Genomic DNA, 11,377 nt, shown 5'->3' on the forward strand with positions numbered 1-11,377 from the left:
CTCAGACCAGCTTTTCCAGCAGTGGCTGCAGTTTTTCCTGAACCTTTTTCAGCTCTTCTTCTGTGTAGGGCACCGGAGCCTGCTTACCCCATACCGGCGCCGGCCAGGCGGGGTCGCCTTCGTGGCGGACAATGTGATGCAGGTGCAGTTGCGGAACCATGTTCCCCAAGGCAGCAACGTTCATCTTGTCGCCACGGAACAAGCCCATCATACCCTTGCTTAGGATGGCAGAACTTTCGAGCAGTCGAATCTGCTGGATTTTCGACAGTTCGTAAATCTCTCGAATATCAGGCACAGTCGGCACCAGAATCACCCAGGGCCAGGTGCTGTCATTCATCAGGAGAACTTCGCACAAACCAAAGGTGCCAAGGTGATGGGTATCCGCTGCCAGTTTCGGGTGCAATTCAAACATTCTGCGTCTTTTTCTCCTGCCAGATTTTCTCCCAGGCCAGCGCGGTGCGAACGATGGTATTCAGATCGTCGTAATCCGGCTGCCAGCCCAGCACATCTTTAATACGGGTATTGTCTGCCATCAGGGCAGCAGGATCGCCAGCGCGGCGACCGGTTTCCTCGACCGGGAAATCCACGCCGGATTCGCTTTTTACCACATCGATCACTTCCCGCACGGTGAAGCCCCGGCCATAACCGCAATTGAGAACCTGCGATTCACCACCCCCAGCCATGTATTCCAGCGCCATAACGTGGGCCTTGGCCAGATCTTCCACATGGATGTAATCGCGGATGCAGGTTCCGTCACGGGTGTCATAATCAGTACCAAACACGCTCATGCCATCACGCTGGCCCGTGACACACTCGCTCGCCACCTTGATCAGGTGGGTGGCTTCGGGTGTTGCCTGGCCCAGCAAGCCATCGGGATTGGCGCCCGCCACGTTGAAGTAACGCAGGATCACGTAGTTAAGCTCACTGGCACTGGCCAGGTCCATGATCATGCGCTCGCTCATCATCTTGGAGGCACCGTAAGGGTTGATCGGCGCCAAGGGCAAGGCTTCGGTCAGCACGGTCTCATCGGGCATTCCATAAACCGCCGCCGTGGACGAGAACACCATGTAAGGCACCTGGTGTCGCTCTACCGCCTTGAGCAGGTTCAGGGTGTTCCGGGTGTTGTTGCTGTAATACTTCAGGGGGTTGGCGACCGATTCCGGCACCACGATGTTGGCGGCAAAATGCAGTACCGCTTCGAATCGGTGCTGGGAGAACAGGTATTCAATGGCTTCTTCGTCCGCCAGGTCGCCCACCACCAGCTCTCCGGCCGTTACCGCCCAGCGATAGCCGGTGGATAGGTTGTCAAAGACAACGATATCGTGACCCGCTGAAGCCAACTGCCGAACAACGTGACTGCCAATATAGCCGGCACCGCCGGTAACAAGCACTTTCATACGTGGTCGCTCCCCTTCCCTGCTTTTTGTTGTTTACGACGCTGCCGGATTTCCCGCCGGCGCCGGCTGAAAAAATCGCTGAGTATCTGGCTGCAGCGTTCCTGCATGACGCCACCCACCGGCTCAACCCGCCAGTTCAGGTGCGGCTCATCCAGGGTGTTCCTGGCAGATTCAATCGCTCCGGCCTTCGGTTCCGTTGCACCATACACGAGCCGACTGATGCGGCCGTGGACAATGGCCCCCACACACATAGTGCAAGGCTCCAGGGTCACATACAGAGTTGCGCCGGAAAGACGGTAGTTGCCAACCCGGGCAGCGGCATCTCGTAGCGCCCGGATTTCGGCGTGGGCCGTGGGGTCGCAGCCGGAGATGGGGGCATTGAAGCCAGCCCCAATCTCCCGGCCATCAAGCACCACCACAGCACCCACTGGGACCTCGTCCAATTCAGCCGCCTGAGCCGCCAATTGCAGAGCCCGGTTCATCCAGAATAGATCATCCGGGAGCTGGTTTTCAGACGCCATCGGAAACGACGCTTATTCCCACTCGATGGTGGCAGGCGGCTTGGAGGAAATGTCGTAGGTTACCCGGGACACACCGGTGATCTCGTTGATGATCCGGTTGGACACGGTTTCCAGTACTTCATATGGCAGGCGTGCCCAACGGGCGGTCATGAAGTCCACGGTTTCCACGGCACGCACGGCAATCACGTATTCGTAGCGGCGGGCATCACCCACCACGCCCACGGACTTGACCGGCAGGAACACAGCAAAGGCCTGGCTGGTCTTGTGGTACAGGTCGGCCCGGTGCAGCTCTTCCAGGAAGATCGCATCGGCGCGGCGCAGGATGTCGGCGTACTCTTTCTTCACTTCGCCCAAGATGCGAACGCCGAGGCCAGGCCCCGGGAACGGATGGCGGTAGACCATGTCGTACGGCAGGCCAAGCTCCAGACCAATCCGGCGCACTTCGTCCTTGAACAGCTCGCGCAGCGGCTCCACCAGCTTCATCTTCATGGTCTCTGGCAGACCACCCACATTGTGGTGGGACTTGATCACGTGCGCCTTGCCCGTTTTGGAAGCGGCGGACTCGATGACATCCGGGTAGATGGTGCCTTGGGCCAGCCAGTTCACGTCGGTGATCTTGGCCGCTTCGTCGTCGAACACGTCGATGAAGGTGTTGCCAATGATCTTGCGCTTCTGCTCGGGGTCATCCACGCCCTTGAGCTTGGACAGGAACAGGTCTTCGGCGTCTACGCGAATGACCTTCACACCCATGTTGCTGGCAAACATGTCCATCACCTGGTCGCCTTCGTGCAGACGCAACAGACCATTGTCCACGAACACGCAGGTCAACTGGTCGCCAATCGCCTTGTGCAACAGCGCGGCGGTTACCGAGGAATCCACGCCACCGGACAGACCCAGCAGCACCTTATCCGAACCCACCTGCTCGCGAATCTGCTTCACCGCATCGTCCACGATCCGGGCCGGTGTCCAGAGCGCCTCACACTGACAGATGTTCAATGCGAAATGCTCAAGAATACGCTTGCCCTGGAGGGTGTGGGTGACTTCCGGGTGGAACTGCACGCCATAAAGGTTGCGGCTCAGGTCCTGCATCGCCGCAATCGGGGCACTTTCGGTGGAAGCCAGCAGCTCGAAGCCTTCCGGCATGGTCACCACCTTGTCACCGTGACTCATCCAGACGTCCAGCAGCGAGTCGCCGGCCGGGGTCAGGTGGTCCGTGATGTCAGCCAGCAACGGTCCCTTGGCGCGCACCTTGACCTGGGCATAACCGAACTCCCGTTTTTCGGAGCTGGCCACCTTGCCACCCAGCTGTTCGGCCATGGTCTGCATGCCATAGCAGATACCCAGAATCGGAATGCCGCGCTCGAACAAGCCTTCGGGCGCCCGAGGGCAGTCAAGCTGAGTAACGGACTCGGGGCCACCGGCAAGGATAATGCCTTTCGGGTTGAAGTCATTCAGCTCTTCGTCAGTGATATCAAAAGCTTTGACCTCACAATACACACCGATCTCACGCACACGGCGGGCAATCAATTGAGTGTACTGGGAACCAAAATCAAGAATCAGGAGGCGGTGGTCGTGGATATTCTGGGCCATGGGTGTCCTCTGGCTGTCAAAAAACAAACCCGGCCCTTAAGCGGGCCGGGTCGAATCAGGCGGGGTTAGCCGACACGATAGTTCGGCGCTTCCTTGGTAATGGTCACATCGTGTACGTGGCTTTCGCGCATACCGGCGTTGGTGATGCGAACAAATTCCGGCTTGTTGCGCATCTCTTCCATAGTGGCACAACCGGTGTAGCCCATGGAGGCGCGAATACCGCCCACCAACTGGTGCACGATGTTGCGCATCGGGCCCTTGCAGGCCACACGACCTTCAATGCCTTCCGGCACCAATTTGTCGACGCCCTTGCTGGCGTCCTGGAAGTAGCGGTCGCTGGAGCCTTGACCCATGGCACCGATGGAACCCATGCCACGATAGGCCTTGTAGCTCCGGCCCTGGAACAGCTCCACCTCACCCGGCGCTTCGTCGGTACCGGCCAGCAGGCTGCCGATCATCACGCAGTGGGCGCCGGCTGCCAGTGCCTTGGCAATATCGCCGGAGAAACGGATACCACCGTCAGCGATCAATGGCACGCCACGATCTTTCAGGGCTGCGGCGACGTTGGAGACGGCGGAGATCTGGGGTACACCGATACCGGCCACGATGCGGGTGGTACAGATGGAACCGGGGCCAATACCCACTTTAACGGCATCAGCGCCGGCATCGGCCAGGGCGATGGCAGCCTCGGAGGTAGCGATGTTGCCGCCAATCACCTGAACCTGCGGGAAATTTTCTTTCACCCAGCGCACGCGATCAATCACGCCCTTGGAATGGCCGTGGGCAGTATCCACCACCAGTACATCCACACCAGCCTCGGCCAGCGCAGTGATGCGGGCTTCGGTGTCGCCGCCGGTGGAGACAGCAGCACCGACACGCAGGCGCCCCTGGTCATCTTTACAGGCCAGCGGGTAATCCTTCGCCTTCTGGATGTCTTTAACGGTAATCAGACCACGCAGCTGGAAGTCATCATTGACCACCAGAACCTTTTCGATGCGGTGGCGATGCAGGAGTTCTTTGACCTCCTCCACATCTGCGCCTTCCTTCACGGTGACCAGCTTTTCCTTCGGGGTCATGATGTCCCGAACCAGCGTATCCATGCGGCTTTCAAAGCGAATGTCCCGCCCGGTCACGATGCCGACCAGATCGTTGCCGTCCACCACCGGCAGGCCGGAAATGTTGTTGGCCATGGTGATGTCCACCAGCTCCCGCACGGTGGTACCGGGGCTGACAGTGATGGGGTCTTTGACCACGCCGCTTTCAAACTTCTTGACCTTGCGCACCGCGGCGGCCTGTTGCTCAACGGTCATGTTCTTGTGCATGATGCCAACGCCGCCTTCCTGGGCCATGGCGATGGCCAGCTCGGCTTCGGTCACGGTATCCATAGCCGAGGAGATCAGTGGGATATTCAGCGTGATACCCTTGGTCAGCTGGGTCTTCAGGTCGACCTGATGGGGCAGGACTTCGGAATATCCGGGAACGAGCAGAACGTCGTCAAACGTGAGGGCTTCTTCGGCAATACGCAGCATTGGGATCCGCCTTTTGAACGTGCTAAGTTGAGATTTCTGCACTGCGCCATTGCTGGCACAGCAAAGCAAAATCCTTAATCGATCTATTATAAAGTCGTGATCGCCTACAGTAAACCGCGCGGTTTTTGCCGATTTATTGCATCTTTCTGAATTTACGTTATTTTTGCCTGCCAACCTTCGGCTATTGCGTACGAACAACCACGGAGCGAGCACCTTGACAACGCCCTACCCGGATTCCCGCCCCCGCGCCCTGACCGTTTCGGAACTGAACCATCAGGCACGGCACCTGCTGGAGTCGTCCTTCATGCAGGTGTGGGTAGAAGGCGAGCTCTCCAGTTTTGCTCGCCCCTCGTCCGGACACTGGTATTTCTCCCTGAAGGACAAAAAATGCCAGATTCGCTGCGCTATGTTCCGGGGCGCCAACCAGCGCCTGCGGGATATTCCGAAAGAAGGCGACCAGATTCGCATCCGGGGCAAGGTCACGCTTTACGAAAATCGGGGCGATTTCCAGATCATTGTGGAACACCTGGAACCGGCTGGCCTGGGGCCCCTGCAGCAGGCGTTCGACGCCCTGAAGCTGAAACTCCAGAACGAAGGTCTGTTCGATCCGGCCCGCAAGAAGCCGCTACCGCATCCGCCAAGACACATTGGCGTGGTCACCTCCCCCACTGGCGCCGCCATTCACGACATCCTGACCGTGCTGGCTCGCCGCTGCCCGGCAATCCCGGTGACGCTATACCCGACGGCGGTTCAGGGCCAGGCGGCCACCGCCAACATCGTTCGCGCCATCGAACAGGCCCAGCGCCACAACGTGGCGGATGTTCTGATTATCGGCCGGGGCGGCGGTTCGCTGGAGGATCTGTGGTGCTTTAACGAAGAGGCGGTTGCACGCGCCATCGCCGCCTGCTCTATTCCCACCGTCAGCGCCGTGGGCCACGAAGTGGATGTCACCATTGGCGATTTTGTCGCGGACCTGCGGGCCCCCACACCCTCTGCGGCGGCCGAGAAAATCTCGCCCGACCAACGGGATTGGCTGCGCCGGTTAGTGGAGCAGGAAGCCCGCCTGACACAAGCAACCCGCCGGCAGCTCCAACGCCTTCAGACTCAACTGGACCACCTTCACGCCCGCCTTCGCGACCCAAGACGGGAACTGCAGGAGAAGGCCCAGCGCATGGACGAGCTGGAAATCCGCCTGCATCAAAGCATGCGCCAGCGGCTGGAGCGGCACCAGGTGCGTGCCGAACACCTATACCAGAGACTGAGCACCCAGTCCCCCCGCCAGACCCTGACCCGGGCCAACGAGCAGGTGGCACAACTGCAACAGCGCCTGACCATGGGCATGCAGCAGAGCCTGAAGCACCAGGGAGAACGCCTGGAGCACCTGGCCCAGACGCTGAACCTGGTCAGCCCCCTGGCAACCCTCGGGCGGGGCTACGCCATCGTCAAAGACGAGGAGGATCGCATCGTGCGCCGTGCGGACCAGCTCAGCCCAGGCCAATCCATCGCCGCCCACCTCGGGCAGGGACGCATCCAGGCCGAGGTTACAAGCGTCGACACAGACACAACTAACCCCCTGAGTTCCCAAGATTAATCCGGGATTACAGTTACCGGAATTTAAGGCCAATCATTGTATTGACGCCCCCGGAAGTCGGTCTATACTGAAATTGCTGTGATTATCTGCAGCGGTATTTGGCGAATGCGTTACACCGGCCCGGCAGGGTCCGTTACTCCTTCCTCAGTACGCTCCAGACATCCCGGCATAAGAAGGTCCCGTGAGGGCAAACTTTTAAGTACGACAGGATAGATCAATGTCTGATACCAAAACCGGCCAGGTCAAATGGTTCAACGAGGCCAAGGGCTTTGGCTTTATTGCTCAGGAAGGCGGCAGTGACGTGTTCGTTCACTACAGCGCCATCAACGCCAACGGTTTCCGTACCCTGGCAGAGGGTCAGAAGGTGGAATTCACCGTGACCCAGGGCCCGAAAGGCCCGCAAGCGGAAAACGTAACGCCCCTGTAAGCGATTACGTCATCTGCCGGATGCCCCTCACGGGCAGAAGGAAAAAAGGCCAGCAACATGCTGGCCTTTTTTATGGGCGCCGGATTGATCAGGCTTCGGCGGTCGCCTCGTTTTTCCCACGCACCGCCGTGCCCACAGCCTGGGCCACCGCCGAGAACAACGCCTGCAGCGTGGCGGACGTGGTGTCCTCCGCCAGGGCGGCGGCACTGCAGTGCTGACCATTGGCCGTTAGACGGATACAGGCCAGCGCATTGGCGTTGGTGCCCTCGCCCAGGGAAAATTCATCGTAGGCTTCCACGGCAATCGCCACACCAAACTGTTTGTTCAGCGCATCCGAAACCGCCTCCACAGCGCCAAGGCCACGCCCTTGCATGCTGACCGGCGAACCGTCTGAGCCCATGGACACTTCCGCACTGACGCCCTCGTCATTACGATGCAGGTCGTAAGACCGCAGCGCCCAGTCCTCGGGTACCGCCAGATAGCGCTCCTCGAACAACCGGTGAACGGTGTCGGAATCGATCTCGCCGCCATTGGTTTCTGCCTCACGCTGAACCACCTTGGCAAACTCAATCTGCAACCAGCGCGGCAGGGTGATCTGGTAATCCCGCTCCAGCACATAGGCCACACCGCCCTTGCCGGACTGGCTGTTGATACGCACCACTTCCTCATAACGACGCCCCAGATCCGAGGGATCAATGGGCAGGTAGGCCACATTCCAGACCTCGCCATCCTTGCGCCGGGCCAAACACTTGCGAATGGCATCCTGATGACTACCTGAGAACGCCGTGAACACCAGCTCGCCCGCATAGGGATGACGGGGATGCGTGGAAATTTCCGTGCAGGCTTCCACCACCTCGGTGATCTCGGCCATGCCGGACAGATCCACTTCCGGGTCCACGCCCTGGGAATACAGATTCATGGCCATGGTCACCAGATCCATGTTACCGGTGCGCTCACCATTACCCATAAGGGTGCCTTCAATGCGATCGGCACCTGCCATCACACCCAGCTCGGCCGCCGCCACGGCACAACCCCGGTCATTGTGGGTATGCAGACTGATGCGAATGTCGTCACGGTAGCGGATGTTGTCGCAGATCCATTCCACCTGGTCGGCGAACACGTTGGGCATCGCCATTTCCACCGTCGCCGGCAGATTGATGATGACCTTCTGGCCCTGGTCCGGACGCCAGACATCGTTTACCGCATCAATCACCTCCGCAGCGTAATCCAGCTCGGTGCCGGTAAAGCTCTCCGGTGAATACTGGAAGGTCCAGTCGGTATCCGGGTATTTCGCGGCATAGTCCTGCACCACTTTTGCGCCACGAATGGCAATGTCACGAATACCGGCCCGGTCCATACCGAACACCTGCTCGCGCTGGACGGTGGAGGTGGAATTGTAGACGTGCACGATGGCCTGCTTGGCGCCCTCAAGCGCTTCGTAGGTGCGCTCGATCAGTTCCGGGCGCGCCTGGGTCAACACCTGGATTTTCACGTCGTCGGGAATTCGGTTGCCCTCGATCAGTTTGCGGCAGAAATCAAAATCCGGCTGGCTGGCCGCCGGAAAGCCGATTTCGATTTCCTTGAAACCCAGTTTCACAAGAAGGTCGAACAACCGCTGTTTCTGCGCCACGGTCATGGGCTTGACCAGCGCCTGGTTACCATCACGCAGGTCCACCGCACACCAGTCAGGCGCCTTATCGATCACCTGATCCGGCCAGCGACGATCCTTCTTGCCAACAGGCTTGAAGGGGGCATATTTGCGATGATCAAAAGCCATATCGAGAACTTCCTTCTGTGAATTACCGATTTACCCACAGTGTAGTGCCAGATCCACGCTATTTGTTTGCGTTTTTTCCATCCTGCCGATATTTTTGGATATATTATTGCGCAATACATCACATCGGAGACAGCTAATGCCGGAAAACAATAAGCCCCTGGCAAAAATCGACCGAATGGACCGAAAAATCCTGGAGTGCCTGCAGAAAGACGGCTCCCTGACCAACCAACAACTGGCAGAAAAAGTGGGCCTGTCGCCCTCTCCGTGCCTGCGCCGGGTTCGGGCGCTGGAGGAGGCCGGCATCATCATGCACACGGCCACCATCCTGGACCACAAGAAACTGGGCCTGTCCCTGACCGCCATCATCCTGATCGGCATGGACCGCCACACGCCGGAGCGATTTGCCGCCTTTGAGGACACCGTTTCGGAGTTTCCGGAAGTCCAGGAGTGCTACCTGATCACCGGCCAGAGCGCCGATTACATGCTGAAGGTGGTGGTCCCGGACATGGACCACTACCACCAGTTCCTGCTTAACCACATCACCCGTATCCCGGGGGTCAGTGGTGTGCATTCCAGCTTCGTCTTACGACGGGTACTGGACAGCACCGCCCTGCCCCTGGGGTACCTGTCATGACCGCCATTGGTCTGGCTGTACCTGAAGGGGCGGGCTCCGTACAATAAAGGGCAATGTTCACTCCAACGTTTATTTTTGCAGGAAAGCGGAAAACACCATGCGAGCAAGCCGTTATCTGATTGCCACCCAGAAAGAGACCCCGGCCGACGCCGAAATCATCAGCCATCAGTTGATGCTTCGCGCCGGCATGATCCGCAAACTGGCCGCGGGCCTGTACACCTGGCTGCCCATGGGCCTGCGCACCCTGCGCAAGGTAGAGCGCATCGTTCGCGAGGAAATGGACAAGAGCGGCGCCCAGGAAGTACTGATGCCGGCCGTACAGCCCGCGGAACTCTGGCAGGAATCCGGTCGCTGGGAACAGTACGGCGGCGAGCTGCTGCGCCTGAACGACCGTCACGGTCGTGATTTCTGCTTCGGTCCCACGCACGAGGAAGTCATCACCGACCTGATCCGCAACGAGCTGAAGAGCTACAAGGAATTGCCGGCCAACTTCTACCAGATCCAGACCAAGTTCCGTGACGAGCGCCGTCCCCGCTTTGGCGTAATGCGGGCCCGGGAATTCCTGATGAAGGACGCCTACTCCTTCCACATCAGCCGGGACTCCCTGGATGAAACCTACGAGGTGATGCACCAGACCTACTGCAATATCTTTGACCGCCTGGGCCTGAACTACCGCCCGGTGCAGGCCGACTCCGGCGCCATCGGCGGCAGCGCCTCCCACGAGTTCCATGTGCTGGCCTCCTCCGGTGAAGACGACATCGTGTTCTCCACCGACAGCGATTACGCCGCCAACATCGAGAAGGCCGAAGCCGTTGCCCCGGCCGGTGATCGTCCGGCGCCATCCCAGGAGATGGTCGAAGTGCACACCCCGGGCCAGAAAACGATTGCTGCGGTGGCGGAATTCCTGAACCTGCCAGCGGAAAACAGCGTGAAAACCCTGCTGGTCCAGGGTGAGCCGGATGAAGACGGCAAGTCCGGCCTGGTGGCGCTGATCCTGCGCGGCGATCACAACCTGAACGAAATCAAGGCGGAAAAGCTGGACGGCATCGCCGAGCCGCTGACCATGGCCACCGATGAAGAGATCGAAAAGGCCATCGGCTGCAAGCCCGGCTCCATCGGCCCGGTCAACCTGCCGGTGCCGATGATTGTGGACCGCAGCGCCGCTCATCTGGCGGACTTCGTCTGTGGCGCCAACAAGGACGACTACCACCTGACCGGCGTGAACTGGGAGCGCGACGTCGCCCTGGGCCGCGTGGAAGACCTGCGTGACGTGGTTGAAGGCGACCCGAGCCCGGACGGCAAGGGCACCCTGGAAATCCGCCGGGGCATCGAAGTGGGCCACATCTTCAAGCTGGGCAACAAATACAGCGAGGCCATGAACGCCAACGTGTTGGATGAAAACGGCAAGGCGGTCACCCTGGAGATGGGCTGCTACGGCATTGGTGTATCCCGGATCGTCGCTGCTGCCATCGAGCAGAACCACGACGACAAGGGCATCATCTGGCCGGACGCCATTGCCCCGTTCGAAGTAGCCATTGTTACCCTCAACGGCCACAAATCCGAAGCCGTGGCCGAGGCCGGTGAGAAGCTGTACGCGCAACTGCGCCAGGCCGGCTACGACGTGCTGCTGGACGACCGCAAGGAACGCCCGGGCGTGAAATTTGCCGACATGGAATTGATGGGACTGCCACACCGCTTCGTGGTATCCGACCGCGGCCTGCAGGCCGGCACCCTGGAATACAAGGGCCGTCGTGACGCGGACAAGCAGGACATTCCGCTGGAAGAAGCCCTGCCGTTCCTGGTGAAAGCCTCCCCCAAGGGCGGCCTGTAAGCGCGTAAGAAGGCAAGAAGCCGAATCACAACCAAAAAAGCCATCCCGGGAGTTGCCCGGGATGGCTTTTTTATGTGGTT

The 11,377-nt window shown here is 59.6% G+C and carries 10 protein-coding genes; 4 read left to right on the top strand and 6 right to left on the bottom strand.

Annotation, left to right across the window (positions count from 1 at the left end; all coding sequences use genetic code 11):
* Window position 1: 1 nt before the first annotated feature.
* The 5 genes from BY454_RS03700 to guaB all read right to left on the bottom strand — a co-directional run bounded on the left by BY454_RS03700 (window position 2) and on the right by guaB (window position 5,037).
* Window positions 2-412, bottom strand: coding sequence for an HIT domain-containing protein (locus BY454_RS03700; protein WP_104415274.1), 411 nt, complete (start codon window positions 410-412; stop codon window positions 2-4).
* Window positions 405-1,397 carry a UDP-glucose 4-epimerase GalE gene (galE, locus tag BY454_RS03705; protein WP_104415273.1) on the bottom strand — a complete coding sequence of 331 codons (993 nt, stop codon included), beginning with the start codon at window positions 1,395-1,397 and terminating at the stop codon, window positions 405-407. Before galE ends, BY454_RS03700 begins: the two co-directional genes overlap by 8 nt.
* Window positions 1,394-1,918 (bottom strand): tRNA adenosine(34) deaminase TadA, encoded by a 525-nt coding sequence (gene tadA, locus BY454_RS03710; protein ID WP_104415272.1) that lies wholly within the window; start codon window positions 1,916-1,918, stop codon window positions 1,394-1,396. Before tadA ends, galE begins: the two co-directional genes overlap by 4 nt.
* Before the next feature lie 12 nt (window positions 1,919-1,930).
* Window positions 1,931-3,508: a glutamine-hydrolyzing GMP synthase gene (gene guaA, locus BY454_RS03715; protein ID WP_104415271.1), complete on the bottom strand. Its 1,578-nt coding sequence runs from the start codon at window positions 3,506-3,508 to the stop codon at window positions 1,931-1,933.
* Window positions 3,509-3,573: 65 nt separating this feature from the next.
* A complete protein-coding gene (gene guaB, locus BY454_RS03720) occupies window positions 3,574-5,037 on the bottom strand; it encodes an IMP dehydrogenase (protein WP_104415270.1) in 1,464 nt (487 codons plus the stop codon).
* A 214-nt stretch (window positions 5,038-5,251) separates the two neighbouring features.
* Here guaB and xseA point away from each other — a divergent pair, with 214 nt between their 5' ends.
* A complete protein-coding gene (gene xseA / locus BY454_RS03725) occupies window positions 5,252-6,628 on the top strand; it encodes an exodeoxyribonuclease VII large subunit (protein ID WP_104415269.1) in 1,377 nt (458 codons plus the stop codon).
* A 217-nt stretch (window positions 6,629-6,845) separates the two neighbouring features.
* Entirely contained in the window at window positions 6,846-7,055 is a 210-nt protein-coding gene (locus BY454_RS03730; RefSeq protein WP_104415268.1) for a cold-shock protein, read from the top strand.
* A gap of 88 nt (window positions 7,056-7,143) precedes the next feature.
* On the opposite strand, the gene leuA is transcribed toward BY454_RS03730, so the two are convergent.
* Window positions 7,144-8,832 carry a 2-isopropylmalate synthase gene (gene leuA / locus BY454_RS03735; protein WP_104415267.1) on the bottom strand — a complete coding sequence of 563 codons (1,689 nt, stop codon included), beginning with the start codon at window positions 8,830-8,832 and terminating at the stop codon, window positions 7,144-7,146.
* Window positions 8,833-8,968: 136 nt separating this feature from the next.
* On the opposite strand from leuA, the gene BY454_RS03740 reads away from it, so the two are divergent.
* Window positions 8,969-9,466 carry an Lrp/AsnC family transcriptional regulator gene (locus BY454_RS03740; RefSeq protein ID WP_104415266.1) on the top strand — a complete coding sequence of 166 codons (498 nt, stop codon included), beginning with the start codon at window positions 8,969-8,971 and terminating at the stop codon, window positions 9,464-9,466.
* A 97-nt stretch (window positions 9,467-9,563) separates the two neighbouring features.
* The gene (locus BY454_RS03745) at window positions 9,564-11,297 is read left to right on the top strand and encodes a proline--tRNA ligase (protein ID WP_104415265.1); all 1,734 of its coding nucleotides are present in this window, start codon (window positions 9,564-9,566) and stop codon (window positions 11,295-11,297) included.
* Window positions 11,298-11,377 lie beyond the last annotated feature (80 nt).

The organism is Marinobacter persicus (genome assembly GCF_002934325.1).
Lineage (GTDB): Bacteria > Pseudomonadota > Gammaproteobacteria > Pseudomonadales > Oleiphilaceae > Marinobacter > Marinobacter persicus_A.

What these genes read in the sequence shown, in the direction of transcription:
- BY454_RS03700 (WP_104415274.1), bottom strand. Translation starts at nt 412, where the DNA reads ATGTTTGAATTGCACCCGAAACTGGCAGCGGATACCCATCACCTTGGC.
- galE (WP_104415273.1), bottom strand. Translation starts at nt 1,397, where the DNA reads ATGAAAGTGCTTGTTACCGGCGGTGCCGGCTATATTGGCAGTCACGTT.
- tadA (WP_104415272.1), bottom strand. Translation starts at nt 1,918, where the DNA reads ATGGCGTCTGAAAACCAGCTCCCGGATGATCTATTCTGGATGAACCGG.
- guaA (WP_104415271.1), bottom strand. Translation starts at nt 3,508, where the DNA reads ATGGCCCAGAATATCCACGACCACCGCCTCCTGATTCTTGATTTTGGT.
- guaB (WP_104415270.1), bottom strand. Translation starts at nt 5,037, where the DNA reads ATGCTGCGTATTGCCGAAGAAGCCCTCACGTTTGACGACGTTCTGCTC.
- BY454_RS03730 (WP_104415268.1), top strand. Translation starts at nt 6,846, where the DNA reads ATGTCTGATACCAAAACCGGCCAGGTCAAATGGTTCAACGAGGCCAAG.
- leuA (WP_104415267.1), bottom strand. Translation starts at nt 8,832, where the DNA reads ATGGCTTTTGATCATCGCAAATATGCCCCCTTCAAGCCTGTTGGCAAG.
- BY454_RS03740 (WP_104415266.1), top strand. Translation starts at nt 8,969, where the DNA reads ATGCCGGAAAACAATAAGCCCCTGGCAAAAATCGACCGAATGGACCGA.
- BY454_RS03745 (WP_104415265.1), top strand. Translation starts at nt 9,564, where the DNA reads ATGCGAGCAAGCCGTTATCTGATTGCCACCCAGAAAGAGACCCCGGCC.